Annotated in this window: 26 protein-coding genes; 5 read left to right on the forward strand and 21 right to left on the reverse strand. The window is 56.0% G+C overall.

Features of this window, described 5'->3' with window-relative positions; genetic code table 11:
- The first annotated feature begins 183 nt into the window (after positions 1 to 183).
- Entirely contained in the window at positions 184 to 354 is a 171-nt protein-coding gene (locus OGX75_RS01565; protein WP_012135480.1) for a YhfL family protein, read from the forward strand.
- Between the two features lie 159 nt (positions 355 to 513).
- Here OGX75_RS01565 and OGX75_RS01570 read toward each other — a convergent pair whose 3' ends face one another.
- The 20 genes from OGX75_RS01570 to OGX75_RS01665 all read right to left on the reverse strand — a co-directional run bounded on the left by OGX75_RS01570 (position 514) and on the right by OGX75_RS01665 (position 18,197).
- The gene (locus tag OGX75_RS01570) at positions 514 to 1,596 is read right to left on the reverse strand and encodes an aminotransferase class I/II-fold pyridoxal phosphate-dependent enzyme (RefSeq protein WP_049011735.1); all 1,083 of its coding nucleotides are present in this window, start codon (positions 1,594 to 1,596) and stop codon (positions 514 to 516) included.
- A 12-nt stretch (positions 1,597 to 1,608) separates the two neighbouring features.
- A complete protein-coding gene (locus tag OGX75_RS01575; protein WP_024131010.1) occupies positions 1,609 to 2,913 on the reverse strand; it encodes a YhfT family protein in 1,305 nt (434 codons plus the stop codon).
- Positions 2,914 to 2,924: 11 nt separating this feature from the next.
- Complete coding sequence (locus OGX75_RS01580) at positions 2,925 to 3,278, reverse strand: DUF2620 domain-containing protein (RefSeq protein WP_047460736.1); 354 nt, start codon at positions 3,276 to 3,278, stop codon at positions 2,925 to 2,927.
- Positions 3,279 to 3,288: 10 nt separating this feature from the next.
- A complete protein-coding gene (locus tag OGX75_RS01585; protein WP_134768988.1) occupies positions 3,289 to 4,167 on the reverse strand; it encodes a phosphotriesterase-related protein in 879 nt (292 codons plus the stop codon).
- A complete protein-coding gene (locus tag OGX75_RS01590; protein WP_286450960.1) occupies positions 4,164 to 5,390 on the reverse strand; it encodes a phosphopentomutase in 1,227 nt (408 codons plus the stop codon). Before OGX75_RS01590 ends, OGX75_RS01585 begins: the two co-directional genes overlap by 4 nt.
- Positions 5,390 to 6,553 (reverse strand): YhfX family PLP-dependent enzyme, encoded by a 1,164-nt coding sequence (locus OGX75_RS01595; protein ID WP_071259375.1) that lies wholly within the window; start codon positions 6,551 to 6,553, stop codon positions 5,390 to 5,392. The genes OGX75_RS01590 and OGX75_RS01595 overlap by 1 nt, the downstream gene beginning before the upstream one ends.
- Positions 6,554 to 6,637: 84 nt before the next feature.
- A complete protein-coding gene (locus OGX75_RS01600; protein ID WP_134768985.1) occupies positions 6,638 to 7,000 on the reverse strand; it encodes a PRD domain-containing protein in 363 nt (120 codons plus the stop codon).
- Between the two features lie 20 nt (positions 7,001 to 7,020).
- Positions 7,021 to 7,926: a GntR family transcriptional regulator YhfZ gene (yhfZ, locus tag OGX75_RS01605; protein WP_024131011.1), complete on the reverse strand. Its 906-nt coding sequence runs from the start codon at positions 7,924 to 7,926 to the stop codon at positions 7,021 to 7,023.
- Between the two features lie 236 nt (positions 7,927 to 8,162).
- Positions 8,163 to 9,167: a tryptophan--tRNA ligase gene (trpS, locus tag OGX75_RS01610; RefSeq protein WP_012135491.1), complete on the reverse strand. Its 1,005-nt coding sequence runs from the start codon at positions 9,165 to 9,167 to the stop codon at positions 8,163 to 8,165.
- Positions 9,160 to 9,918 (reverse strand): phosphoglycolate phosphatase, encoded by a 759-nt coding sequence (gph, locus tag OGX75_RS01615; RefSeq protein WP_115181039.1) that lies wholly within the window; start codon positions 9,916 to 9,918, stop codon positions 9,160 to 9,162. Before gph ends, trpS begins: the two co-directional genes overlap by 8 nt.
- Positions 9,911 to 10,588, reverse strand: a complete 678-nt coding sequence (rpe, locus tag OGX75_RS01620; RefSeq protein ID WP_012135493.1) for a ribulose-phosphate 3-epimerase — start codon at positions 10,586 to 10,588, stop codon at positions 9,911 to 9,913. Before rpe ends, gph begins: the two co-directional genes overlap by 8 nt.
- Positions 10,589 to 10,605: 17 nt before the next feature.
- Positions 10,606 to 11,442, reverse strand: a complete 837-nt coding sequence (dam, locus tag OGX75_RS01625; RefSeq protein WP_012135494.1) for an adenine-specific DNA-methyltransferase — start codon at positions 11,440 to 11,442, stop codon at positions 10,606 to 10,608.
- A 72-nt stretch (positions 11,443 to 11,514) separates the two neighbouring features.
- Entirely contained in the window at positions 11,515 to 12,807 is a 1,293-nt protein-coding gene (gene damX / locus OGX75_RS01630; protein ID WP_134768984.1) for a cell division protein DamX, read from the reverse strand.
- A 96-nt stretch (positions 12,808 to 12,903) separates the two neighbouring features.
- Positions 12,904 to 13,992: a 3-dehydroquinate synthase gene (gene aroB, locus OGX75_RS01635; RefSeq protein WP_012135497.1), complete on the reverse strand. Its 1,089-nt coding sequence runs from the start codon at positions 13,990 to 13,992 to the stop codon at positions 12,904 to 12,906.
- A gap of 58 nt (positions 13,993 to 14,050) precedes the next feature.
- Positions 14,051 to 14,572, reverse strand: coding sequence for a shikimate kinase AroK (aroK, locus tag OGX75_RS01640; RefSeq protein WP_012135498.1), 522 nt, complete (start codon positions 14,570 to 14,572; stop codon positions 14,051 to 14,053).
- Positions 14,573 to 14,880: 308 nt separating this feature from the next.
- Positions 14,881 to 16,119 carry a DNA uptake porin HofQ gene (gene hofQ, locus OGX75_RS01645; protein WP_286450961.1) on the reverse strand — a complete coding sequence of 413 codons (1,239 nt, stop codon included), beginning with the start codon at positions 16,117 to 16,119 and terminating at the stop codon, positions 14,881 to 14,883.
- The gene (locus tag OGX75_RS01650) at positions 16,031 to 16,432 is read right to left on the reverse strand and encodes a DUF2531 family protein (RefSeq protein WP_373566018.1); all 402 of its coding nucleotides are present in this window, start codon (positions 16,430 to 16,432) and stop codon (positions 16,031 to 16,033) included. Before OGX75_RS01650 ends, hofQ begins: the two co-directional genes overlap by 89 nt.
- Entirely contained in the window at positions 16,425 to 16,895 is a 471-nt protein-coding gene (locus tag OGX75_RS01655) for a HofO family protein (protein WP_286450962.1), read from the reverse strand. The genes OGX75_RS01650 and OGX75_RS01655 overlap by 8 nt, the downstream gene beginning before the upstream one ends.
- The gene (locus OGX75_RS01660) at positions 16,879 to 17,418 is read right to left on the reverse strand and encodes a PilN domain-containing protein (RefSeq protein WP_286450963.1); all 540 of its coding nucleotides are present in this window, start codon (positions 17,416 to 17,418) and stop codon (positions 16,879 to 16,881) included. Before OGX75_RS01660 ends, OGX75_RS01655 begins: the two co-directional genes overlap by 17 nt.
- Entirely contained in the window at positions 17,418 to 18,197 is a 780-nt protein-coding gene (locus OGX75_RS01665) for a type IV pilus biogenesis protein PilM (RefSeq protein ID WP_286450964.1), read from the reverse strand. Before OGX75_RS01665 ends, OGX75_RS01660 begins: the two co-directional genes overlap by 1 nt.
- A 120-nt stretch (positions 18,198 to 18,317) precedes the next feature.
- Between OGX75_RS01665 and mrcA the strand changes: the two genes are divergently transcribed.
- Entirely contained in the window at positions 18,318 to 20,870 is a 2,553-nt protein-coding gene (gene mrcA / locus OGX75_RS01670; protein WP_047460696.1) for a peptidoglycan glycosyltransferase/peptidoglycan DD-transpeptidase MrcA, read from the forward strand.
- A gap of 93 nt (positions 20,871 to 20,963) precedes the next feature.
- Here mrcA and nudE read toward each other — a convergent pair whose 3' ends face one another.
- Entirely contained in the window at positions 20,964 to 21,524 is a 561-nt protein-coding gene (gene nudE, locus OGX75_RS01675) for an ADP compounds hydrolase NudE (RefSeq protein ID WP_012135506.1), read from the reverse strand.
- Between the two features lie 322 nt (positions 21,525 to 21,846).
- On the opposite strand from nudE, the gene igaA reads away from it, so the two are divergent.
- The 3 genes from igaA (at position 21,847) to hslR (ending at position 25,141) form a co-directional block, all read left to right on the forward strand.
- Positions 21,847 to 23,979: an intracellular growth attenuator protein IgaA gene (igaA, locus tag OGX75_RS01680; protein WP_286450965.1), complete on the forward strand. Its 2,133-nt coding sequence runs from the start codon at positions 21,847 to 21,849 to the stop codon at positions 23,977 to 23,979.
- Between the two features lie 81 nt (positions 23,980 to 24,060).
- A complete protein-coding gene (gene yrfG / locus OGX75_RS01685; RefSeq protein ID WP_012135508.1) occupies positions 24,061 to 24,729 on the forward strand; it encodes a GMP/IMP nucleotidase in 669 nt (222 codons plus the stop codon).
- Between the two features lie 10 nt (positions 24,730 to 24,739).
- The gene (hslR, locus tag OGX75_RS01690; protein WP_047460684.1) at positions 24,740 to 25,141 is read left to right on the forward strand and encodes a ribosome-associated heat shock protein Hsp15; all 402 of its coding nucleotides are present in this window, start codon (positions 24,740 to 24,742) and stop codon (positions 25,139 to 25,141) included.
- Positions 25,142 to 25,149 lie beyond the last annotated feature (8 nt).

Genomic DNA, 25,149 nt, shown 5'->3' on the forward strand with positions numbered 1-25,149 from the left:
TATACATCATCTCCAGGCCGTTTTTTATTATGCTGAATCTACGCAAAGCATATTATCCGCAGAATAAGAAGTCCTTATCTGGACTACCTCGCTCCCTTATTAATTGATATGGTAACGTCCGCAAAATGGATTTTTCCATTTATCTCATACAATTAAAATTGTTTTATTTACAAGGATTTTGTCATGTTTAAAATTGCAAAGATTGCCGTTGTGGCAGGGATGCTGGCTACGCTCACCGCGTGTACGGGTCATATCGAAAACAAAAAGAATGATTGCAGTTACGATTATTTACTTCACCCGGCAATTTCTATTTCAAAAATTATTGGTGGTTGCGGCCCGGCCGCGGATCAATAATCGAAACCGTTGTCGCACGATACAAAAAAACCGGGGATTCCCCGGTTTTTTCATATGTATCATTGTAGGCCTGATAAGCGCAGCGCCATCAGGCTTCCGTGCACACATACGCGCCGGATGGCGGCGTAAACGCCTTATCCGGCCTACGGTGTTGTGCCATCAGGCACACAGGCTTTCCCGCAAAATACGTAACACCGTTTCTTCGCCGCTGCGGTTGGGATTAATACGAATCGCATAACGCGCCAGACCCGGACGGGCCGCACGAAACGTACCGGAAAGGCGATAAAACAATGGCGGGATTTCATACTTGGACTCCGCGCCTACCGGGTAAGGCAACGCCCCGCGCTTTTGCGCCTCCTCCAACACCTTTTCGGCAACGGGCTGGTGAAACTCCACAATCAACACTTTCGATTGCGCATTCGCAATCACCGCCTGCTTCACTTCCGGCACGGTCCCGCTGTTCAACAAGGCGAGTAAACGTTCCGTCACCCCTGCCTGCACAGCGTGCATCACTGGCGCGAAAACCAGGCCACGAAGCACCGCCAGCGCCTGCGCGCCCTGAATCTGGCTGCCGCCGGAATACATCGTCGCACGTATTCTGGCGATGGCTTCCGCCTCCCCCACCACCGCGCCGGTGCCTTCAGGCCCGAAGAGTTTAAAACAGGAAAACGTGGACAGCGTGGCCCCACATTCACAGCCAATACGCGCCACTTTCATCACCGCATAATTATCGTCGGTCAGCGTGGGGACGCCGCATCGCGCAAGCTCCGCCAGCACCCCGGCCAGAGAATAGCAATCCTGCGGTTGCTGACGCGTATGTTGCACCAGCGCCGCATGGGGACGATGCTCTGCGATAACCTGCGCTATCGTCGCCAGATCGTTGAAATCCGCTCTGACAAGCACAATCCCCATCTGCTCGACGATCCCCTGCGTTGTGGGATAAACCGGCGCATCATGCACCAGAAGGCGTTGCCCCGGTTTCAGCAGCGCGGCCAGCCCGGCCCGAATCGCGCCGGTTCCCGCGCCCTGCACCAGCACCGCGTCCTCAGCATGAAACGCCTCCGCCAGCACCTTTTCCACTTGCCGGGTGGTTCCCGGCTGGTTAAGCCCCGGACTTAATCCCAGATCGCCACCCTTTAAAAAATCCGCGCCTGGGAAATAACGACACACCGTGTCCACCAGCGCAAACTGCTTCTGCTGCGCCTCGGCGAGCGTCAGGCTTTGCAGGGGGAAGGTTTTCATTTAGACGCCTCCTCAGGCCGGAATAAACAGACCGAACCAGTAGAGAATATTCAACAAGATACCGGTAATCATCACGGCCACGACCGGCGCGGCCATCTTCTGCACCGGGCGCCCCAGCGACTCGTTGAGGAAGTAGATAGCAATCGCAATCGAGAATCCGGTATAACCCGCCATCTTGATCGCCGCAAAAATAGAGCCGATCAGTAGCGCGGTTTCCATCAGCATATTCATCGCGTTACGGATATTGTCCGACGCATTGCGCACCGACGGGTAGCGTCCAAGCCACTTCCCAATCGAGCGCAACAGCAGCACTTCCGCAGAAATCACGACCGCCCCCAGGATGGCGGCAATCCACGGATTCGGCGCCAGATAGCCCACGGAATACACAAAGGTAAAACCGGCCACCGCATACACGCCCGTCGCCAGCGCCGTTGTGGCGATCATCGGCACGAAGCCAAGCCCGCGCATGAACTCCGCCAGCGCCGCCTGATGAAGCAAGGTCTGCGACTCTTCAGGCGTAACGCCAGCAGAATAGGCTTTCTCAAGGGTAAAGATCGACACCTCGCTGCCGGCAAAAATATTCATACTGGCAACCGCCGCAATCAACGCGCCGACGATCGCGATATACGGTAAGTTTTTAATAATACGGGAGGTGCGCTCCTCAAAGACGGATAACCCACTGGTATCCATCTCCTCATCGCCACGGTGGCGCAGGTCGTGCGTAATCGCAATCGCCAGCAGCATCACCATGCCGATAAAAATCTCAATCGATTCCGGGTTCAGGTGCGGGAAGTAGCGCACCACCAGGACACGCGCCATCAGCACCACAACCGCAGCGATAAGACTGTGTTTCCAGCCGAATTGATAAAAAATCGCCACCAGCGGGAACAGCGCAAAACCGGCGACAACCGGGGAACTCAGCTCGCCAAGGCTCCCCAGCACGTCAACCGGCAAGGCGGTAAGCAGATGGTTCACCGGCAGCAGACAGGTCAGAATCAGCACGCCCCAGGCGGCACCAAGCCCAAACGCCAACAGGCTATTGATCGCCAGTACGCCAAGAATATCGGTAGGTAAAAACAGCAGCCAGGCGTTAAGCAGCCCCGTTTTGAGGGTAAATGAGATCCCCACCGACGCCACAAAACCGATACTCAAACCAAACGCGATACTCCCCGCCTCCCGGCGGTTCATATAGCCTTCGATCAGCTGCGGTAAGATCGGGCGAATCCCGTCATGGAAAACGGCGGCTGATCGATGCGCCAGTAGCGACGTCATCCCCGTCAGGCAAGCCACCACCAGAATCTGAATATACAGCTCCATAAGCATGCCTTTTATTTCAAGTGGTTAACCAGCATGGGAATCGCATGCTCAACATGTTCGACGGAGAGGCCAAACGCCACTTTCCCTTCCGCGACCATCTTTGCGATATGCTCGTCTTTCGCTTTAATACCCGGCTTAGCGATGGTGCAGCTTTTGTTGTAGCCAATCACCGCAATCGCTATCGACAACGCCGCGCCAGCGCCGGTATTACACGCGCCGATGTAATAATCCAGTTGCCCGGACTTCACTTTCATCGCCGCGTCCATATCGTTGTGAATGGACACGTCAAAGCAGCCGGGCGCCACGGTCTCGATGGTTTTTTTAATCTGCTCACGCTGTAAGCCAGCAACACCAATCTTTTTCATCTTTCTGTCCTTATTGGAAAAATTGTGAGGGGTTATCACGCAACATCGTGTCCACATCGGCCTGACTGAATCCTGACTGGCGCAGCTGTGGGATAAAGGTGGTTAACAGGTAGTCGTAGCCATTGCCGCCATTGGCTTTTAGATGGGAGCGGCGGGTAATATCCATCGAAAGCATCACGCGGTTGAGCAAACCACGCTGGCGCAGCGCATTCAGCATGTCGATGCGCTTTTCATCCGGGTAGTAGTTGTTTTTGCCGATGGTGTCGAACTGCACGTACGCGCCGAGATCGATCATCTGCAAAATGCCGTTGAGGTTATCTTTCAGATCGCAATGACCAATCACCACGCGGGAGAGATCGACGCCCTGCGCCTGCAACAAGGCCAGTTGCTCCAGCCCCATCGTACTGAACGAGGTATGGGTAGAGATGGGGCGTCCGGTTTCATTGTGGGCGCGCGCAGCGGCGATAAACACCTTCTCTTCCAGCGGCGTAATCACTCCTTCACTGGAGCCGATTTCCGCAATAATTCCGGCTTTCAGCGTCGTGTTATCAATACCGATGACAATTTCATCGATCATCTCCTGCGCAAGCTGCTCCACGCTGCGGGTCGCGACATGCTCAGGGAAAAATGCGTCCTGGTAGTAACCCGTACAGGCCACCACGTTTATCCCGCTATCCCGCATCAAATCGAGCATGAATTGCGGGTTGCGCCCCATATAGCGGTTGGTCATTTCAATGATGTTGCGCACGCCCAACGCCCGCAGATCTTTCATCTCCTGACAAATGAGATCGTACTGATCTAACCGGCAGTCGAGGTTATTTTTGAACCCGGAGAGATCGATGTGCAGATGCTCATGGGCCCAGGTGTAGCCTGACGTATCAAAATTCATACGGCGTCTCCTGTGAGCTGTAATGACGAAAAGAAAGAGGTGCCGTTTTGTGGCGCGGGCGCGCCAAAGAACTCACAGACCGTCGCGCCCACATCCGACAGCGTGGTGCGAAGGCCTAACTGAACAGGCTTCAGCCCCTGCCGGTAGACCAGAATCGGCACTCTTTCACGGGTATGGTGACTGTGACCTATCGTCGGATCGTTGCCGTGGTCGGCCATCACCAGCAGACAATCATCGGGTGTCATCTCGCTTGTCAGCCGCGCAAGATTACGGTCAACCACCTGCAAACGTTCCGCATAACGTGCGACATCCTGGGCGTGTCCCGCCAGATCGGTTTCCTGGATGTTGGTGCAGATAAACGCGTGCCGGGCGGCACTGAATTCATCGCGCGTGATATCCATGATGCGCTGGCTGTCCACCAGGTTTTGCCAGCTACGTCCGTGAGGGTTCGCCACGATATCCGCCACTTTGCCGATCAGCACGGTCGGCACGCCAACCTCATGCAGTTTTTGCGGTGCCTGAACCCGCTCATCCACGCCATAGCCCATATGAACAACCTGAAAACCGCTCTCATATGCGCCAGATCGCGGCGCATTGATGCCAATAAAACGCCCCTCTTTCGTTTCTGCGGCGTCCAGAATCCGCTGGCTGTCGTGAAGCGTGCCGCCGAATGCAATGACGCGCCCCACCTGCGCGTGTTCACGCACAATGCGGCCAATCTTCAGCACCTCGTCAAAGGCGATGGCGGAAAGGTTGGCGGTAATGTTGTAAACCTGCCCTAAATCCGCTTCGAGGTTATCGCCTATCGCCACCGACTCATTGACCCACAGAAACGCCAGTTCGCCGCCACGTCGCTCTACCTGCCAGCCCGCCGCCTTCAGCGCCAGCTCAACGCGATCAATCACCTCGCTAAACGGCATACGCAGCGGCGCCTGCGGACGCGTGCCTAAAATCTCCTGATGCCCCATGAAGGTATCCCCTCCTTCATGCTGCAATTCCGCGATCCCCCACACTGCCGATGCCGAGGGAGCCATAACGCCTGGCGCATAGCCCAGCGCGTTAATCAGCCCCAGCTTCTCCAGCGTCGGCAGATGTAGCTGCGGGAGCTGACGCAGAATATGTCCGCAGGTATTCGCCCCGACATCCTGCGGACGAACCTCCGCCACATCCTTCATTGCGCCGACGCCGAAGCTATCAATCACCAGCACCACAAAACGAGCCATTACGCCTCCAGTACGTTTCCGAGACTGTCATAACGGGCGACGATTTCCGCCGCGCCGCGCTGAATGCCAGACACCAGCACCACATCACTGCGCGTCACAAAAATTTGGGTACGAAAACAGAGCACCACGGCGCTGCTCACCGGAAACGTCCCTGCAAGCGGCAGGTAGTAGTCGATACTGCTGTCATCGACGGGTTCCAGCGTCGTCTTCGCGGGAACGTCGTTTTCCGGCGTAAAAACGAGCGCGTTGCGCGCATGTCCCCGGCGGTAATAGCCGCCGCCATAGCAGTAGCTGTTGCCACGAAAATGGTGCGAAATTTCACTCAGCCAGAGCATCGCAATGCGTTCAGGCTGATCGCCTTGCTGGTTCGACGGAATGGTGCCGGTCAGCGCATGGCCCGGTTCGGCATGGGTGACGCCATACCGCGCCAACAGCGGCAAAGACGCGCAGCTGGTTGCAGAGGGCGCATTAAGCTGCTCAATGGCAATCTCCTGTTCTTCCAGTTGCTGCCTCGCCTTGACCAGGGAATGCAGATTGGGCGTCGGCCTGGTCTCACCTGATGCGTCATCCCACAGCAGGCAGGGGAAATGCGTTAACCCCGTGACATGGAGCCCCGGCAGACGGCGAATGTCATTCACCGCGTCATCAAGGCGCGCCAGCGGGAAGCCGCTCTCCTGCCCCGGATAAAGAAAATCCTGCTCGCCGTAAATCTTCAGCATTACCGCCTGCACGCGCCCGGCCTTCACCGCCGCCGCCGACACTTCACGCGCCTTCTCCAGCGAAAAGAGCGTAATAATGTCCGTCCCTTGCTCCACCGCTTCGTCAATCTGCCGGGAGGGGATCTGCACTAAATGCCCCTGATGCGCCACCGGCAATCCGGCGCGGCGCATGACCCTGGCCTCTTTGTAATCCACCGTGACAATTCCGGCATATCCCAGCGCCAGCAGCTTTTCCGCCAGCCAGGGATTGCGCCCAAGCTGTTTTGTCATCAGATACAGCGTGATACCGTATTGATGGGCCGTATCAACCAGGCGCTTCCCGTTTTCCAGCACCTGATCAACATCAATCACCCAGCTGTCCGGGACGATCCTTCCCTGCTGCCAGAGTCGGATCGCGGCGGTAATCAGCGCCGGATTCTGGCGTTTCAATGCGTGTATAAACATCTTTGTGCCTCGATTTCTAATCCCTGAATTAAATATTCATTTTTTTGAATATTTAAGGTGTGGTACGTTGATGTACGGTGTTCCTCACGACGCTTCGTGCGCCACCATCCACAGCCCATATAGATTTGCCAACAAATAACCTTCCTCATTGGCATGAAGCGAAACCGTAAACTCCGCCAGCAGCGCCTGGTGCGCCAACAAAATCGCGGGCCAGTGGGGAGATTGCGTCAGTTCCGCCAGCAGCTCGTGATCCAGCGCGTCAATCACCTCTCCCCGGCGACTACGCATTAACGCGCTGGCCATGTGGGTTATCGCCATCGTTCCCTGCTCGGTATGCACCGGCAGCTTCCACTCCTCGTCCAGTCGTCTGACGACCTGCAACATGCCACGGCAAATATCTTCGTCGATAACCCCTGCGTCACACAGCAGGCTGAGTCTGTTTTCCATTTACAATGCCTTTGATTAACTTAGTAACTGGGTTCCTGTTCACCGCTGACCACACGTTGCTGATGGGCGAGCAGCGCCTGTTTGTCCACCACGGCGCGCAGCAGTTGCTGCATCGGGTAATCGTCCGACCGGGTCAGCACCACGGCTTCGGTGGCCTGCAAGAATCGGGGATCGCGGGTGAGCGGCGTCGCTTCTAACCCCAGCAATGCCAGCTCCGCTTCCGCCACCACATTCCAGATCACCGCATCCACATCGCCTTTCACAATGCGCTGAAGACTTTCGTGATAAGAGAGGTCTATCAGCTCCACATCACTTTTGCCGAAACAGGCTTCAGTCATGATTTTCTGATCTGCCGAACGGTTATCCAGCCCCACTCGCTTCACCCGGTCGGATTCGCCTTTACGGCAGATCAACTGGTGCTCGCCGACATAGGTGTGGGGCCCCAGTTCCAGCGCGATGCGCAACCCGTTTTGCGCCAGGTAGCTCTCTGCGGCCAGACGCGACACCACGGCCATGTCGTAGACGCCATTCAGCAGGCACTCAACCCGGATATCCGCCCCACGCATGTGCGCGTAATAAAATGGAATCCCTTCAAACTGCGCTTTCAGCCCGCTCGCCAGCCCTTCATACAGACGGGTGTACGGCAGCGGCATCGCGCAAACAACGTTGCTGATGTCCACATGCGACAGCAACGTTTTGTTATCCATCTCCACCAGGAAGCTGCCGTTGCGCCCACGACGCTCAATACGGATCGCCCCGGAGGACTCCAGCGTTTTTAATGCGGCCTGCGTTAACCCCACCGATGAGTGGCATTCATTAGCCAGTTCATCTATCGTTTTCAAACGGTTACCGCATTTCTCACCAAGCAGGTAGCGGGCCAGGGTCGTCAGCACGACCCCCTCTTTTTTGATAAATGTTCGACGCATCATAAATTTTCAGTAAAGTGAATATTTATATATTCATTAAAATGAAGATATCGCGCAATGACGATGTGCGTAAACGGCGAGACGCCTCACAGTTTTTCGTCACGGGTACGCAGAGAGACAAAAAAACCGGGAAATCCCCGGTTTTTTAATGTGTGGAGTCGCATCACTGTAGGCCTCGCCGTGTTTACGCCGGGTGGCGGCGTAAACGCCTTATCTGGCCTACGGCGCGGTGCGCATTACGGCTTGGCGACAAAGCCGATCGCTTCGTAGACCGCTTTCAGCGTTTCGGAAGCACGGGCGCTGGCTTTTTCCGCCCCTTCTTTCATCACTTTCTGCAAGAAGGCTTCGTCGCTGCGGAAGCGATGATAACGCTCCTGCAACTCGGTCAGCATACCGGAAACGGCTTCAGCCACTTCACCTTTCAGATGACCATACATCTTGCCTTCGAAATGCTGCTCCAGCTCAGGGATGCTCTGGCCGGTTACGGCGGAGAGGATATCCAGCAGGTTAGACACCCCCGCTTTATTCTGGATGTCGTAGCGCACTACCGGCGGCTCGTCGGAATCCGTCACCGCACGTTTGATTTTTTTCACCACCGATTTCGGGTCTTCCAGCAGGCCGATGACGTTGTTACGGTTATCGTCCGACTTGGACATCTTTTTGGTCGGTTCCAGCAGTGACATCACGCGCGCGCCGGATTTTGGAATAAACGGCTCAGGAACGTTAAAGATATCGCCATACAGCGCGTTAAAACGCTGCGCGATGTCGCGGCTCAATTCCAGATGCTGTTTCTGATCTTCACCCACCGGCACCTGATTCGTTTGATACAGCAAAATGTCTGCCGCCATCAGAACCGGGTAATCAAACAGACCGGCGTTGATGTTCTCGGCATAGCGCGCGGATTTGTCTTTGAACTGGGTCATCCGGCTCAGTTCGCCGAAATAGGTGTAGCAGTTCAGCGCCCAGCCCAGCTGCGCGTGCTCCGGCACATGGGACTGAACAAAGATGGTGCTTTTCTCAGGATCGATACCACACGCCAGGTAGAGCGCCAGCGTATCCAGCGTCGCCTTACGCAACTGCTGTGCATCCTGACGCACTGTGATCGCATGCTGGTCAACGATGCAGTAAATGCAATGATAGTCATCCTGCATGTTCACCCACTGACGCAGCGCACCCATATAGTTGCCAATGGTCAATTCACCTGAGGGCTGTGCGCCACTAAAAACGATGGGCTTAGTCATTTTTCGATTCCTGATTTTCGCTATGCGGAAGCCCGAGAGCGGGCAGAAGGTCATTAATAGTGTCGTAAATCACATCCGGCTGGCTAAGAGCGATTGATTCGCCATAGTTGTAGCCGTACGTGAGGCCGACCGACGGGCAGCCAGCCGCTTTTGCAGCCTGAATGTCGTTACGCGAATCGCCCACAAAGAGCATCTGTTCAGGCGCGACGCTCATCCGCTTTGCCACCAGCAGCAGCGGATCGGGATGCGGCTTTTTGTTCTGCACATCGTCGCCGCCAATAACCACGCTGAAGTATTTGGCGATATCCAGCGCTTCAAGCAGCGGCGCCACAAACGGCGTCGGCTTATTGGTCACCAGTCCAAGCGGCAGCCCTTTGGCATGCAGCGCGCCCAGCGTATCGGCTACGTGCGGGAACAGGAACGTCCCTTCTTCCGCCACATCGCCATAGTAGCGGTCGAACAGCTTACGCAAAATACGCACCTGCTCCTCGGCGGGGATCTCATCATCAACAGGCGGTTTGCCCATTGTTTTACGTAACGTAGCGCGTTCCTGTCGAGCCCAGGCGAGCGCACGCTCCATCAATACATCCGCGCCGTTACCAATCCAGGTAATTACGCGATCTTCGCCAGCGGTAGGCAGTTCCAGCGCGTATAACGCCATATCTACCGCAGCGGCTAATCCCGGCGCGCTGTCGACCAGCGTGCCGTCGAGGTCAAAGGCGACACCCCGAATATCCTGCAATTTATCCATGACTTACCTTTGCCAGTTCACTGCGCATTTCATCAATGACTTTTTTGTAGTCTGGTTGGTCGAAAATCGCGGAGCCTGCCACAAACATGTCTGCGCCCGCCGCGGCGATTTCGCCGATGTTGTTCACCTTGACGCCGCCGTCCACTTCCAGGCGAATGTCATAACCTGACTCATCAATACGACGGCGCACCTCACGCAGCTTCTCCAGCGTGTGCGGAATAAAAGACTGGCCGCCAAAACCCGGGTTGACGGACATCAGCAGGATCACATCCAGCTTATCCATCACGTAATCCAGATAACTCAGCGGCGTGGCCGGGTTAAACACCAGACCCGCTTTACAGCCGTTTTCTTTAATCAGCTGCAAGGTACGATCGACATGCTCGGAGGCTTCGGGATGAAACGTAATGATGCTGGCGCCCGCTGCGGCGAAATCCGGCACGATGCGGTCAACCGGCTTCACCATCAAATGCACGTCGATGGGGGCGGTAATACCGTATTTGCGCAGGGATTTCAGCACCATCGGGCCGATGGTCAGGTTCGGCACATAGTGGTTGTCCATGACGTCAAAATGCACGACATCCGCACCAGCAGCCAGCACTTTCGCGGTGTCCTCACCCAGGCGGGCAAAATCAGCCGACAGAATTGAGGGGGCAATCAAATACTGTTTCATCCGCTTCTCCTTGAGAATTATTTTTTCGCAGGCGTTACGACTCCTGGTTGGTACAGAGCCAGCAGTTCGTCCACCTTTTTACGTGTGCCGCCATTGCTGCTTATACTGCGACGCACTTTGACCTGAAAATGTTTCGCCGCTTTGTACCACTCGCGGGTATCGGGCGTGTCATGGTTCGAAATTAACACCGGGATCCGCTTGCTGACCAGCTTTTCTGCCATCTCCGCCAGGCGCGCCTGCTCTTTTGGGCTGAAGCTATTGGTATGATAAGCGGTGAAATTCGCCGTCGCAGAAAGCGGTGCGTAAGGCGGATCGCAATAGACCACAGAATTGCTATCAGCACGATCCATACACTCTTCATACGAAAGGCAATGAAACTCTGCATTCTGCGCTTTTTTGGCAAAATGGTACAACTCCGTTTCCGGGAAGTAGGGCTTTTTGTAACGGCCAAACGGCACGTTAAACTCCCCACGCAAGTTATAGCGGCACAGGCCATTGTAACCATAGCGGTTCAGGTATAAGAACAGGACCGCTCGACGGAACGGCTCCCGGCTCGTATTGAACTCTTCACGGAGTTGATAGTAAACCTCGGCCTGATTCGTCTCAGGCGTAAACAGCTCGCGGGAAGCCCGCACATACTCTTCAGTACGCGACTTCACGATGTTATAGAGGCTGATAAGGTCACTATTAATATCGGCAAGAATATAACGAGAAAAGTCGGTGTTAAGAAACACCGACCCGGCACCCACAAAGGGTTCAACCAGACATTCACCTTTCGGTAAATGCCGTTTGATGTCATCAAGCAGGGGGTATTTCCCCCCTGCCCACTTCAGAAAAGCGCGATTCTTTTTCATGCTGACTAACTAATTACACCTTCTCCGGCTGTGGAGAAAGCTCCGACAGCATCCTGCGCTTTAACATGACTATTACTTCAGATCGGCCTGCACCTGATGCAACGGTTTTGCCCACGGGTTTTTCGCCTGCACATCGGCTGGCAACGTAGACACCGCACGTTTGGCATCATCTTTAGACGCATACACACCCGTTACCAGAACATACCACGGCTGGCCGTTACGCGTCGTCTGATACACCACATAGTTTTTCAGGTTTTCTTTCTTCGCCCAACCGTTCAGGTTGTCGTAGTTAGAAGAACTGCTGAGTTGCAGGGTGTAATGGCTGGAAGGCGCAGACTTCAGCGAACCCACGTTACCTGTGCTTTTCGTACCAGCCGCACTGCCGGCTGCCGCTGTGGTTTGCGCTGGCGCTGCGGTTTGTGCAGGCGCAGTGCTGGCGGTGGCTTTCGGCGCGGTCGTTGCCGCTGGCGCGGAGGTTGCTGGCGCTTTCGTCGTCGCGACCGGCGCGGCAGGTTCGCTACGTTTCGGCTGCGTGGTCGGCTTCGGTTCCACTGGCGTCGCTTTCGCGGTGGTCTGCGGTTTCTTCGGCTCAATCACAACCTGCTTACGTTCCGGGCGCGTAGTGGTCTGACGCTCGCCCGATTGCGTCGTCGCCGTCTGACGCGGCGCATTGCCGTTGCGGATTGGCGCAACGGTGGCTGGTTCCGTCGGCAGCGTGGAGTTCGCCACCACATTGTTAACCTGTTCCTGACCCTGCGGCTGAGTCAGCGCATTGTTCAGATCGCCCTGAACTTCCACACGCTGTTGGCCTTCGGTCGCGGCAGGTGCCTGACCCTGCGTTGGCGTTGAGGCGATCGGCGGCAGAGAAACATCCTGCTGCGTGTTTCCGGCGGTCTGTTCAGCGTCTGGCGCAGGCTGCGTGGCGCTCGCCTGATCGGTCGCGTTATTGCCGGAAAGATCGATGTTCTTCTCGGCAGACGCCGTTTGATCGCTGGAAGAGGAGGGTGAAGGGGCTTTCAGCGCGGAGCCAATACCGATGATCAGCAGCAGCAACACCAGAACGCCGACACCCATCATGATGTACTGACGGGAAGCGGGTTTGCTGGCGGCTTTCTTACGTTTGCGGGGACGACGCTCTACGCGCTCTTCATCCACTGCATCATCGGATTCATAATCGTCTTCGCTGTACTGCTCTTCCTCACGCGCCTTTCGCGCACGCCCTGGACGACGATCGTCCGTATCCAGGTCGACGTCATCGAAATTGATCTGTGGATCATTATCGCGTTCAGAAGATTGACGAGTACGACCAGTACGACGATCGCTGGGATCGGGTTTCAGCTCGTCTTCTGGTTTGAATTCATCCATTTAACACCCCACTCAAAGGTTAATGCTTACGACGTTGCAGTTAACCTGAATTTAAATGACCAATACCGTGCAGTATCAGTCCGACCTTTCTTGTTGTTACGCCTGCTGACAGTCAGCAATAGCGCTGAGAACGATTTCGTGCGGCACTCCGCCGCGTACTTCACTTTTCCCTATCGCCAGCGGGAGCACTAAGCGCATCTCGCCCGCCAGGACTTTCTTATCGCGCAGCATGTGTGGCAAATACGCCTGAGCAGACATCTCACGCGGCCCGTGTACAGGCAGACCTGCGCGCTGGAGCAGCGTAATAATGCGTTGCGTATCCGCAGCGCTAAACTGACCGAGACGCTCTGACGTGCGCGCCGCCATCACCATACCAGCAGCGACGGCTTCACCGTGTAACCAATTGCCATAACCCATTTCAGCTTCAATGGCATGACCAAAGGTATGTCCCAGATTCAGTAAAGCACGTAAGCCCGTTTCGCGCTCGTCTGCTGCGACAACTTCGGCTTTCAGCTCACAACAACGGCGGATACAGTACGCCATTGCCGGACCTTCCAGACGTAATAACGCGTCCAGATTGTCCTCAAGCCAGGTGAAAAATTCACCGTCAAGAATGATGCCGTATTTGATCACTTCCGCCAGACCCGATGCCAGCTCACGCGCAGGAAGCGTTTTCAGACAGTCGAGATCCACCACCACAGAAGCAGGCTGGTAGAACGCGCCGATCATGTTCTTGCCGAGGGGATGGTTTACAGCGGTTTTCCCGCCTACGGAGGAGTCGACCTGCGACAGCAATGTCGTCGGGACCTGGATAAAGCGCACGCCACGCTGATAGCTGGCGGCGGCGAAACCGGTAAGGTCGCCAATCACGCCGCCGCCGAGGGCAACCAGCGTGGTATCGCGACCGTGCGGTTTTTGCAGTAACGCGGTGAAAACCGTATCAAGTACCGTCAGGCTTTTATACTTTTCGCCATCGGGCAGGGTAACGCTATCTACGTTAACCCCCGCCTGTTCAAGTACGCTACGGATCTTATCAAGGTAAAGGGGAGCCAGGGTTTCGTTGGTCACCAACATAACCTGATCGCCCGATTTCAGCGGTAAGAATGAAGCTGGTTCGTTAAACAAACCAGCCGCGATGGTGATAGGGTAACTACGTTCCCCGAGAGTAACTGTAATCCTCTCCATGACGCGACATCCACCTTAGTTACTTGTACCCGCTTACCGAGTATGTATTAAGCCAGAATCAGTTGCTTTCCAGCATATGAATAATCTGGTTTGCCACGACCTTAGCGCTCTGATCGTCGGTACGAATGGTCACGTCGGCAATCTCTTCATACAGAGGATTGCGTTCGTTGGCCAACGCTTCCAGAACTTCACGAGGCGGAGCTTCTACCTGCAACAGCGGGCGTTTCTTGTCGCGCTGCGTACGCGCAAGTTGTTTTTCGATTGTCGTTTCAAGATACACCACGACGCCACGCGCGGAGAGACGGTTACGCGTTTCACGTGATTTTACAGAGCCACCGCCGGTTGCCAGCACAATACCCTGTTTTTCCGTCAACTCGTTGATGACTTTTTCTTCGCGATCACGGAAGCCGTCTTCACCTTCTACATCGAAGACCCAGCCCACATCAGCTCCGGTTCGTTTCTCAATCTCTTGATCAGAATCGTAAAATTCCATATTGAGTTGTTGAGCTAACTGGCGCCCAATAGTGCTTTTTCCGGCACCCATAGGCCCAACCAGAAAGATATTGCGTTTCTCTGCCATTTTTTCGGTACTACTAAGACAATTCGTTAATGATAAACCCGCGTCGCAGACACCTTGCGCAGCAGGACATGAACTGAAACCTCATAAGATATTGCGAGAGTCAGACTGAAAATTATCTCAATACTCCAACGGGTTTGGCAACTGAATAAATTACCAAGACATATTGTAGACAACCCCGGAGGCAGCGTCGCCGGATAGCGACGAGAAGAACCAACTCTCAAATCGGTACTCCTTGTATGCTAAATACACCCCCACGTCAAATCCCTGAAACGTGTTCAGTGCAAAAACAGCGCGATTTCAGGCATAAATTATTCTGCCGCAACCAGTCTGGGGGTAATGAACACCACCAGTTCGCGCCGCTCGTTCTCTTTTCCATCATGGCTGAAAAGGGAACCAAGCCAGGGGATATCGCCTAACAGCGGGACGCTATCTTTAGCGGATTTGTTCTTGCGCGAAAAGATGCCGCCCAGCGCCAGCGTTTCGCCGCTTTTAACCTCGACCTGTGTGTCGATCTCCTGCTTATCGATCGCCAGCACTTCGCCATCCGCCTGCTGTAGCACCTGACCGGGAACGTTCTGGCTGATGTGAAGTTTCAGGCGAATGCGTCCCTTCGGCAAAACGGTGGGTGTCACCTCCATCCCCAGCACCGCTTCTTTAAACTCCACGGACGTCGCCCCGCTCTCGCCGCTGGAGACCTGATACGGGATTTCGCTCCCCTGCTTAATACTGGCGGGTTGCAGGTGCGAAGCCAGCAGTCGTGGGCTGGCGATAATATCAAGTTGCTGCTTCTGCTCCAGGGCGGAAAGCTCAAGATCCAACAAGCGACCGTTGATGCGCCCGATGTTAAACCCGACGCGAGACGTGGCGGCCGCGACGGACAGATCGCTGGCAAGCGACGTCACCTGCCCTGGCGACCCGGCCTGTTGCGCGTCCGCCAGCGTCCACTTTACCCCCAGCTCACGCAGGCTTTTTTCATTTATGGTGACGATATGCGCCGCCAGTTCAACCTGCTCAACGGGGAGATCCATTTGCGCCGCCCACTTTTCCAGCGCCGCCAGCGCGGCGTTGTTATCCCGAAGCAATAACCGGTTGGTGCGCTTATCTACCGTCATACTGCCTTTGGCGCTCAGCAGTTTTTCTCCCGCTTTTGCCAGTTCGGAGGCATCGGCATATTGCAGAGAAATACTGCGATCCTCCAGCGGTAAGTTGGCCCGAAGCCTTGCCTGCTCGGCCTCCTGCCGCGCGGCGTTTTCGTTTTGCCAGTGAACCGAGTGAACATGCAGAATATTCCCCTCCTGGCGCAGCACCAGCCCGGCGCTTTTTATGACCGTCTGCACCGTCTGCTTCCACGGCACATCCGTCAGACTCAGCGACAGCGAACCGCTGACGTCAGGCGAGACCACCAGATTCTTCTTCTCCTGCGCGGCAAGCGCCTGCAATACCTGAACAACAGGAACATCATCCACCACCAGCGTCACGTTTTGCGCTTTCCCCGCCTGTACGGCGGGCATCACGGCGATCAACGCTGCGGCTATCCATCGCTTCATTCACTTCTCCTTGTCGTTGCCACCGCCACTGTGACGGTTCACAGCCTTTACCGGTTGCAAGCGTTATGCTGTCTGCCGTCAGTCGGGAAATCGTCCAGCCGTTCTCCAGCACCTGATATTGTTCGACGCGCCGCCACTTCTGCTGGCTGTCTTTGAGAATGCCAGTCAGGCGCTCTCCCTGACTCACCACGCCCTGGTAACGCCACATCGGCAGTTCAGCGATCCGGCATCGGTCCTCCGGCGGTTTGAAGGGGTCGCGCATTCCGGTCAGCATCAGCAGGCAGCTACAGACCAACAGCCAGCGCTTAGTCATCAGTCAGCCGCTCCAGCTGTAGCGTCAACAGCAGCTCCGTCTCCTGCGGAACAAGCGAAAAGCGGTTAATGCGCATGCCACGCTCCGCCAGCCGACTGAACAGTTGCGGAACCGCCTCCCAGGAGGATGCCAGCGCCAGCTCGCCTCCCTGCGCGGAAGGCTGCCAGTGAAGAAGGCGTACCGGAGAGCACTGAAAATCCAGAGGGGAAAAAGGCACGCGCTTGCTGGCCGACGCTAAACGAGACATATCCATTGATGCGGCGATCTGACGCAGGCTTCGCCACTGCCGGTCGATAGCCGCCCGCTGTTGCGCCAGCGCCGTTCGTTGCCGCTCCTGTTGCTGCGCACCCGAAGAAAACGCGCATAAACACGCCAGTAATCCCAGCCCCAGGCTCCAGCCTAACCAGCAGAAGAGGCGGGTTCGCGGCAATAACCCGCACCAGAGGTCAAAAAGCGCGGCCATCTGCGAGGCTCCTTTTTAACGGGTAATGAAATTGCCAACGTCCCTGCGCATCCTGCTGCGTTGCCCCACTCCCGGCTAACGGGAAATCAGGATGACGACGCAGCGCGGTTTCCAGCGTGTTTAACGCGAGAAATGTCGTCGCGTATCCCTCAAGTTCCAGCATTCCCTGCTGCCAGGATAACCGGGTTAGCCACGCCTGCTCGGGCAACAGCGCCGCCATCCCTTCCAGCACGCTCTGCCAGCGCCGCGTCTGCTCATATTCCGTTTGCCGCTGCAACGCTTGCTGCCACGCGGTCTGCCGCTGCTGTAAGCGGGGTTGGATCGCCAGCAGCGCGGCCGCGCGCTCTTTCTCTGCGATCGGCCACTGCGCATCCGCCCGTTTTTGCGCCGTGAGCGTAACCTCATGGATGCACGCCAGCGCAATGGCCAGCAGCAGTGAACCGCTGAACATAACGCTCCAGAATCGCAGACATTCGCGCCGCCGGGACTGGCGCCAGGGCAAAAAGTTGACCGGATGACTCATCAGCACGGCGCCCCCATTGCTAATCCCAGTGCGATGGCAAAGGTATGGCCTTCCGGCGGAACGGGAGGCTGGCGAATGGCAACCGCGCACCAGGGTTCGAAGCCGCCCGCGCCGCACACCGTCAGACTTTCCGGCGCAATGGACAACGTCGCGGCAAGACTGTCGGCGCAGGCCGCCTCTTGTAGCGGTTTTCGTCCCCACGCATAGCGCGTCGCCCACAGCCACTGCTCTTCGTCACGCCAGGCCAGACACTGCTGGTGCGCCAGCAGATAAGGAATAAAGTGCTGTAATGCGCAGGCATCCGGCGTAATCGCCGTCACCTGCATTTTCAGTTTTTGCGCCAGCGTTAATAAGGTCGTCACCTCCTTGCTTTGGGCGGCGGTCACGTTAAATGCCGGAGTCAGGGTATCTTCGCGATAGTCAAAGCGCAGGGCGTCGGGGGGCATATCCAGCTCACGCGCCATCGCGCCGGTCAGCCACGCCGTTTGTTCACGTTCGCGCAGCGCCATTTCCGGGCGCGGAAAATGCTTTTGCAGCGTCCGGCTGGCAGGGAAAGAGAGATAAATATGATGCCGGTGAGGAAGCGAACGACGCCACGGAAGCAGCGCATCGACGAGCTGTTCAGGCTCGCGGAGATGCCCGTCAACGAAGGTACGTTCCGCCAGCGGCACCCGCCACCAGCGTTGTAAAGACCAGCCTGACGCGCCGCGAATCACGGCGACAGCCAGCGCCTCATGCTGCTGAATATGAAGGCCAATTTGCCAGAACCTGAAAGCCATTGCTTATGATCTCCTTATCAATGGTCGCTCTTACGGGTATATCAATGCGTCTGGCTTGCCTTTATACTACCGCGCGTTTGTTTATAAACTGCCCAAATGACACTAAATGGGAAATCTCCAGTGAAGTTCGTAAAGTATTTATTGATCCTTGCAGTATGTTGCATCCTGCTGGGAGCAGGCTCGATTTATGGCCTCTATCGCTATATCGAGCCGCAACTACCTGACGTCGCGACCTTAAAAGACGTGCGTTTGCAGATTCCGATGCAGGTTTACAGCGCGGATGGCGAGCTGATCGCGCAGTATGGCGAAAAACGTCGTATCCCGGTCACGCTTGACCAGATGCCGCCGGAAATGGTTAAAGCCTTTATCGCTACGGAAGACAGCCGCTTTTACGAGCATCATGGCGTCGATCCGGTAGGGATCTTCCGTGCGGCCAGCGTCGCGCTGTTCTCAGGCCATGCCTCACAGGGGGCAAGTACCATCACCCAGCAGCTGGCGAGAAACTTCTTCCTGAGCCCGGAACGCACGCTGATGCGTAAAATTAAGGAAGCGTTCCTGGCAATCCGCATTGAGCAGATGCTGAGCAAAGATGAGATCCTCGAACTTTACCTGAACAAGATCTACCTCGGCTACCGTGCCTACGGCGTCGGCGCGGCGGCGCAGGTCTATTTCGGTAAGACGGTCGATCAGCTCACCCTGAGCGAAATGGCGGTGATTGCCGGTCTGCCGAAAGCCCCTTCCACATTTAACCCGCTCTACTCGATGGATCGGGCGACGGCGCGTCGTAACGTGGTGCTGTCTCGTATGTTGAGCGAAGGCTACATCACCCAGGCGCAGTACGATCAGGCGCGCGGCGAAGCGATTGACGCCAATTACCATGCGCCGGAAATCGCGTTCTCAGCGCCGTATCTGTCGGAAATGGTGCGCCAGGAAATGTACAGCCGTTATGGCGAAAGCGCCTATGAAGACGGGTATCGCATTTACACCACGATCACCCGCAAAGTTCAGCAGGCGGCACAGCAAGCCGTGCGTAACAACGTGCTGGACTACGACATGCGCCACGGCTATCGCGGCCCGTCGAACGTGCTGTGGAAAGTAGGCGAAACCGCCTGGGACAACAAAAAAATCACCGACACGCTGAAAGCCCTGCCAACCTACGGGCCGTTGCTGCCTGCCGTCATTACCGGCGCGAATCCGCAGGAAGCCACCGCGATGCTCGCTGATGGCACCTCCGTGTCGCTGCGGATGGAAGGCGTTCGCTGGGCGCGCCCTTACCGTTCGGATACCCAACAGGGCCCGACGCCGCGTAAAGTGACCGACGCCGTACAGACAGGCCAACAAATCTGGGTTCGCCAGATGGGTGATGCCTGGTGGCTGGCGCAAGTCCCGGATGTGAACTCGGCGCTGGTTTCCATCAACCCGCAAAACGGCGCGGTTCTGGCGCTGGTCGGCGGTTTTGACTTCAACCAGAGTAAATTCAACCGCGCCACGCAGGCGCTGCGTCAAGTCGGGTCGAACATCAAACCGTTCCTCTATACCGCCGCGATGGATAAAGGTCTGACGCTGGCGAGTATGCTAAACGACGTGCCGATTTCCCGCTGGGACGCAGGCGCCGGTTCCGACTGGCGGCCAAAAAACTCCCCGCCGCAGTATGCCGGGCCAATCCGCTTACGTCAGGGTCTGGGTCAGTCGAAAAACGTGGTGATGGTGCGGGCGATGCGCGCGATGGGCGTGGATTACGCCGCAGAGTATCTGCAACGCTTCGGTTTCCCGGCGCAGAACATCGTGCATACCGAATCGCTAGCGCTGGGCTCCGCGTCCTTCACCCCGATGCAGGTGGCGCGCGGTTATGCGGTAATGTCTAACGGCGGTTTCCTGGTAGACCCGTATTTCATCAGCAAGATAGAGACCGACCAGGGCGGCGTGATCTTCGAAGCGAAGCCGAAAATCGCCTGCCCGGATTGCGATATCCCGGTCATTTACGGTGATACCCAGAAATCCAACGTGCTGGAAAACAATAACGTTGAAGATGTCGCCATCTCTCAGGAGCAGCAAAACGCCACCGTGCCAATGCCAAAACTGGAGCAGGCTAACCAGGCGTTAGTGGCGCAAAGCGGAATGCAGGAATATGCTCCGCATGTGATCAACACGCCGCTGGCCTTCCTGATTAAGAGCGCGCTGAACAGCAACATCTTCGGCGAACCCGGCTGGATGGGCACCGGCTGGCGCGCGGGTCGCGACCTGCAACGTCATGATATCGGCGGAAAAACCGGAACCACCAACAGCTCGAAAGATGCCTGGTTCTCCGGTTACGGCCCGGGCGTGGTGACTTCCGTGTGGATCGGCTTTGACGATCACCGTCGCGATCTGGGGCGCACTACCGCGTCCGGGGCGATCAAAGACCAGATTTCTGGTTACGAAGGTGGCGCGAAAAGTGCGCAACCCGCATGGGATGCTTACATGAAAGCCGTGCTGGAAGGGGTTCCTGAAGAGCCGTTGACGCCGCCTCCGGGCATCGTGACGATCAATATCGACAGAAGCACCGGGCAACTGGCAAACGGCGGTAACAGCCGCGCGGAATACTTTATCGAAGGCACTCAGCCAACGCAGCAGGCGGTGCATGAGGTGGGCACCACCATTATCGATAACGGTGAGACACACGAACTGTTTTGATCTTTTGCCGGATGGCGACGCCTGAGGCGTCTTATCCGGCCTACGTTTTGTTGTAGGCCAGGTAAAACGTCAGCCGCCATCCGGCAATATAAATTACAACCGCCCCTGCCCCTTCAGCCACTCACGGACCAGGAACAGCGCGCTGACGTTTCGCGCTTCACTGAAATCCGGTTCTTCCAGCAGATCCATTAAATGCGTCAGCGGCCAGCGCACCTGCGGCAGCGGTTCCGGCTCGTCGCCTTCCAGTGATTCAGGATAGAGGTCTTCCGCTATCACAATGTTCATTTTGCTGGAAAAATAGGACGGCGCCATACTGAGCTTTTTGAGGAACGTCAGATCGTTCGCACCAAACCCAACTTCTTCTTTCAGTTCCCGGTTCGCCGCTTCAAAAACGGTTTCGCCAGGGTCGATCAACCCTTTGGAGAACCCCAGCTCATAAGACTCCGTGCCCACGGCATATTCACGGATCAGAATCAGGTGATCGTCTACGATCGGCACAATCATTACCGCTTCACGAGTGGACGGACGCATACGCTCATAGACGCGGCGCACGCCGTTGCTGAATTCGAGATCCACACTTTCGACGTTAAACAGCCGGGATTTCGCGACAGTTTCAACTTTCAAAATAGTGGGTTTTTGTAATGATTTGCTCATCGTGAGAATCTATGCAGTGAAATCTGGTGCCATTGTGCGATATACAGCACGGTTTCGGCAATGTGAATTGCCGTTTATTTACATTTATGTAACGTAGTAAAAATTAATTCCCATTTAAAATTAAAAGTCAATAGGTTGAAATAACTCCAGGAATTTGCTGATATTCCGCTTTTGGTGGGTTTGCTATGATCCGCGTTCACTGGGATGCGCGTAAAAATGCTCAAGTTCAACTCCACGCTTGCCGATAGCCAACCACAGCATCACATTTATTCGACAGGGTGCGACTGACCACGCCTGACAGACTTAGTAAGATGGGGAAAGCATGAGCACCATTTTGATTTTCTTAGCTGCTTTGCTGGCCTGCTCTCTACTGGCAGGATGGCTACTCAGAGTAAGAGCCAGGCGGCAGAATCTGCCCTGGATCAGCGCCTTTTCAGACGCCGCGACGCGCAAGCTAACGCCGGAAGAGCGCAGTGCGGTTGAAAACTATCTCGACAACCTCAGTCAGATTCAGCAGGTGCCGGGGCCGACAGGCGCCAGCACCGCTCCCGTGTCGTTAACGCTGAATGCCCAGAGTAATAACGTCATTATTCTGACCCATTCCATTACGCGTTATGGCATCACGACCGACGATCCCAATAAATGGCGATATTACCTTGATTCCGTTGAGGTTCATTTGCCGCCGTTCTGGGAACAGTACATCAATGACGAAAATAACGTTGAGCTGATCCATACCGATACGCTTCCTTTGGTCATCTCGCTTAACGGCCACACGTTGCAGGAGTATATGCAGGAGACGCGCGGCTATGCGCTACAGCATACCTCCTCCACCCAGGCGTCGATTCGTGGCGAAGAGAGCGAGCAAATTGAACTGCTGAACATTCGTCAGGAAACTCACGAAGAGTATGCGCTCAGCCGCCCTGCGGGGCTGCGCGAAGCATCGCTGATTGTGGCCTCATTCCTGCTGTTCTTTTGTTGCTTAATTACGCCGGATGTCTTCGTGCCGTGGATTGCGGGCGGCGCAATTCTGCTGCTCGCCGCAGGTCTCTGGGGGCTGTTCGCACCGCCATCTAAAACCTCGCTGCGAGAGATTCACTGCCTGCGGGGAACCCCGCGTCGCTGGGGGCTGTTTGGCGAAAACGATCAGGAGCAGATCAACAATATTTCGCTGGGGATTATTGACCTGATTTACCCTGCCCACTGGCAACCCTATATCGCACAGGATCTCGGGCAGCAAACGGATATTGATATCTATCTGGATCGCCACGTCGCGCGGCAAGGGCGTTTTCTCTCCCTGCATGACGAGGTGAAAAATTTCCCGTTGCAACACTGGCTGCGTAGCGCCGTTATTGCGGGCGGATCGCTGCTGGTGCTGTTTATGCTGCTCTTTTGGATCCCGCTGGATATGCCGATCAAATTCACCTTGTCGTGGATGAAAGGCGCGCAAACCATTGAGGCCACCAGCGTTAAACAGCTCCACGACGCCGGAGTTCGCGTGGGCGATACGCTGCATCTGAGCGGCAAAGGCATGTGTAATATCCATCAGTCTGGTAGCTGGACTGCGCAGCCGAACTCCCCTTTTATTCCGTTTGATTGCTCGCAAATCATCTGGAATGACGCGCGGACGCTGCCGCTGCCCGAGTCCGATCTCGTCAACAAAGCCACAGCGCTGACCCAGGCCATCAACCGCCAGCTGCACCCGAAGCCGGAAGATGACTCCCGCGTTAGCGCGTCGCTGCGTTCGGCGATTCAAAAGTCCGGGATGGTATTGCTGGATGATTTCGGCGACATCGTATTAAAGACCGCCGATCTGTGCGCCGCCGAAGACGAATGCGTGCGCCTGAAAAACGCGCTGGTGAACCTCGGCAATAGCAAAAACTGGGCCGCGTTGGTCAAACGCGCGAATGCGGGCAAACTTGACGGCGTGAACGTTCTGCTGCGCCCTGTCAGCGCGGAGTCGCTCGATAACCTGGTGACGACCTCAACCGCGCCGTTTATCTCCCGTGAAACCGCGCGCGCCGCACAGGCGCTTAACAGCCCCGCGCCGGGCGGCTTCCTGATTATCAGCGATGAAGGCAGCGATCTGGTTGATCAGCCGTGGCCGTCGATGTCCCTGTACGATTACCCCGCGCAGGAACAGTGGGGCGCATTCCAGCGCCTGGCGCAGATGTTAATGCAAACGCCGTTTAGCGCCGAAGGGATCGTCACCCGTGTCTACACCGACGCCAACGGCACGCAGCACATCGGCCTGCACCGCATCCCGGATCGTTCCGGTTTATGGCGCTACCTTGGCACGACGTTGCTGATGCTCACCATGCTGGGCAGCGCCGCTTACAACGGTATTCAGGCGTTCAGACGTTATCAGCGTAACCGCACCCGTATGGCGGAAATTCAGGAATATTATGAAAACTGCCTGAATCCAAAGCTGATCGCCTCCCCGGAAAGCCTCATCTGACAGCTCACGGTATGCTACCCTGTAGCGCATATCCGGCAAAAGCCGCCAGGATTTGGCGGCAATCTCATCTGGAGAATTCCCATGCATATTGATATTGCCTGGCAGGACGTCGATACCGTTTTGCTGGACATGGACGGCACGCTGCTCGATCTGGCATTCGATAACTATTTCTGGCAGAAACTGGTGCCGGAAACCTATGGCGCACAGCAGGGAATCACTGCACAGGAAGCCCAGGACTATATTCGCCAGCAGTATCATGCCGTGCAGCATACGCTAAACTGGTACTGTCTTGATTACTGGAGCGAACGACTGGGTCTGGACATTTGCGCCATGACGACGGCACAGGGGCCGCGCGCCGTGCTGCGCGAAGATACCGTGCCGTTTCTGGATGCGTTAAAAGCCCGCGGTAAACGCCGCATTCTGCTGACCAACGCGCACCCGCATAACCTGGCGGTGAAGCTGGAACATACCGGTCTGGCATCACACCTTGATTTATTACTTTCCACCCACACATTTGGTTATCCCAAAGAGGATCAGCGGTTATGGCACGCAGTGGCTGAAGAAACGGGAATAAGCGCAGAGAAAACGCTGTTTATCGACGACAGCGAACCGATTCTCGACGCCGCCGCCCAATTCGGCATTCGTTACTGCCTCGGCGTGACCAATCCCGACTCCGGCATTGCAGAAAAGCAGTATGCACGCCATCCGTCGTTGAATGATTACCGCCGACTGATCCCCTCACTGATGTGAAGGAGACGCCATGAAAGAAAAGCCCTCTATTGAGGTCCGACTGGATAAATGGCTGTGGGCCGCACGCTTTTATAAAACCCGTGCATTGGCCCGCGAAATGGTTGAAGGCGGTAAGGTGCACTATAACGGGCAGCGCAGCAAGCCGGGCAAGATTGTCGAGCTGAATGCGACGCTGACCCTGCGCCAGGGCAACGACGAGCGGACGGTAATCATTAAAGGCATTACCGAGCAGCGCCGTCCGGCGAGCGAAGCCGTTACGCTGTATGAAGAAACAGCGGAGAGCGTGGAAAAACGCGAAAAAATGGCGCAGGCACGCAAACTTAACGCATTAACCATGCCGCACCCGGACAGGCGACCGGATAAAAAAGAGCGCCGCGACCTGTTACGATTTAAACACGGCGACAGTGAGTGACTGTCACC

It is taken from the genome of Citrobacter sp. CK199 (assembly GCF_030333285.1).
GTDB classification, from domain to species: domain Bacteria; phylum Pseudomonadota; class Gammaproteobacteria; order Enterobacterales; family Enterobacteriaceae; genus Citrobacter_B; species Citrobacter_B koseri.

Excerpts from the sequence above, each read along its gene's own strand:
- OGX75_RS01565 (WP_012135480.1), top strand. The coding sequence starts at position 184 with ATGTTTAAAATTGCAAAGATTGCCGTTGTGGCAGGGATGCTGGCTACG.
- OGX75_RS01570 (WP_049011735.1), bottom strand. The coding sequence starts at position 1,596 with ATGAAAACCTTCCCCCTGCAAAGCCTGACGCTCGCCGAGGCGCAGCAG.
- OGX75_RS01575 (WP_024131010.1), bottom strand. The coding sequence starts at position 2,913 with ATGGAGCTGTATATTCAGATTCTGGTGGTGGCTTGCCTGACGGGGATG.
- OGX75_RS01580 (WP_047460736.1), bottom strand. The coding sequence starts at position 3,278 with ATGAAAAAGATTGGTGTTGCTGGCTTACAGCGTGAGCAGATTAAAAAA.
- OGX75_RS01585 (WP_134768988.1), bottom strand. The coding sequence starts at position 4,167 with ATGAATTTTGATACGTCAGGCTACACCTGGGCCCATGAGCATCTGCAC.
- OGX75_RS01590 (WP_286450960.1), bottom strand. The coding sequence starts at position 5,390 with ATGGCTCGTTTTGTGGTGCTGGTGATTGATAGCTTCGGCGTCGGCGCA.
- OGX75_RS01595 (WP_071259375.1), bottom strand. The coding sequence starts at position 6,553 with ATGTTTATACACGCATTGAAACGCCAGAATCCGGCGCTGATTACCGCC.
- OGX75_RS01600 (WP_134768985.1), bottom strand. The coding sequence starts at position 7,000 with ATGGAAAACAGACTCAGCCTGCTGTGTGACGCAGGGGTTATCGACGAA.
- yhfZ (WP_024131011.1), bottom strand. The coding sequence starts at position 7,926 with ATGCGTCGAACATTTATCAAAAAAGAGGGGGTCGTGCTGACGACCCTG.
- trpS (WP_012135491.1), bottom strand. The coding sequence starts at position 9,167 with ATGACTAAGCCCATCGTTTTTAGTGGCGCACAGCCCTCAGGTGAATTG.
- gph (WP_115181039.1), bottom strand. The coding sequence starts at position 9,918 with ATGGATAAATTGCAGGATATTCGGGGTGTCGCCTTTGACCTCGACGGC.
- rpe (WP_012135493.1), bottom strand. The coding sequence starts at position 10,588 with ATGAAACAGTATTTGATTGCCCCCTCAATTCTGTCGGCTGATTTTGCC.
- dam (WP_012135494.1), bottom strand. The coding sequence starts at position 11,442 with ATGAAAAAGAATCGCGCTTTTCTGAAGTGGGCAGGGGGGAAATACCCC.
- damX (WP_134768984.1), bottom strand. The coding sequence starts at position 12,807 with ATGGATGAATTCAAACCAGAAGACGAGCTGAAACCCGATCCCAGCGAT.
- aroB (WP_012135497.1), bottom strand. The coding sequence starts at position 13,992 with ATGGAGAGGATTACAGTTACTCTCGGGGAACGTAGTTACCCTATCACC.
- aroK (WP_012135498.1), bottom strand. The coding sequence starts at position 14,572 with ATGGCAGAGAAACGCAATATCTTTCTGGTTGGGCCTATGGGTGCCGGA.
- hofQ (WP_286450961.1), bottom strand. The coding sequence starts at position 16,119 with ATGAAGCGATGGATAGCCGCAGCGTTGATCGCCGTGATGCCCGCCGTA.
- OGX75_RS01650 (WP_373566018.1), bottom strand. The coding sequence starts at position 16,432 with ATGACTAAGCGCTGGCTGTTGGTCTGTAGCTGCCTGCTGATGCTGACC.
- OGX75_RS01655 (WP_286450962.1), bottom strand. The coding sequence starts at position 16,895 with ATGGCCGCGCTTTTTGACCTCTGGTGCGGGTTATTGCCGCGAACCCGC.
- OGX75_RS01660 (WP_286450963.1), bottom strand. The coding sequence starts at position 17,418 with ATGAGTCATCCGGTCAACTTTTTGCCCTGGCGCCAGTCCCGGCGGCGC.
- OGX75_RS01665 (WP_286450964.1), bottom strand. The coding sequence starts at position 18,197 with ATGGCTTTCAGGTTCTGGCAAATTGGCCTTCATATTCAGCAGCATGAG.
- nudE (WP_012135506.1), bottom strand. The coding sequence starts at position 21,524 with ATGAGCAAATCATTACAAAAACCCACTATTTTGAAAGTTGAAACTGTC.
- igaA (WP_286450965.1), top strand. The coding sequence starts at position 21,847 with ATGAGCACCATTTTGATTTTCTTAGCTGCTTTGCTGGCCTGCTCTCTA.
- yrfG (WP_012135508.1), top strand. The coding sequence starts at position 24,061 with ATGCATATTGATATTGCCTGGCAGGACGTCGATACCGTTTTGCTGGAC.
- hslR (WP_047460684.1), top strand. The coding sequence starts at position 24,740 with ATGAAAGAAAAGCCCTCTATTGAGGTCCGACTGGATAAATGGCTGTGG.